Raw genomic sequence first — 250 nt, forward strand, 5'->3', positions numbered from 1 at the left:
AATAAAATAACAGGCATCATCACGGGTGCAGTAAATTCATTTAGGTCAGTGTCTAATAATAATTTATAGAACATCCACGTGAGGACAATAATCACGATATAAGGCACAACTGCTAAGAAAGCACGCCCTGATTTCGGTGCGGCCAACCTCGGTGCCGCGATGCGGAATTTACTCTCTGCAAAGAAGAGTGAAACCACTAAAAACAGTGTTGAGGTCAGTAATAACGTGTAAACACCATATTGATAAAGTA

General features: G+C 40.4%; 1 pseudogene. It reads right to left on the reverse strand.

The features are described 5' to 3' along the window. Positions 1-250: pseudogene (locus ACG9ZB_RS17695) on the reverse strand (hypothetical protein); the annotation flags it as partial.

The organism is Acinetobacter johnsonii (genome assembly GCF_048551975.1).
In the GTDB taxonomy this organism is placed as follows: Bacteria; Pseudomonadota; Gammaproteobacteria; order Pseudomonadales; family Moraxellaceae; genus Acinetobacter; species Acinetobacter johnsonii_A.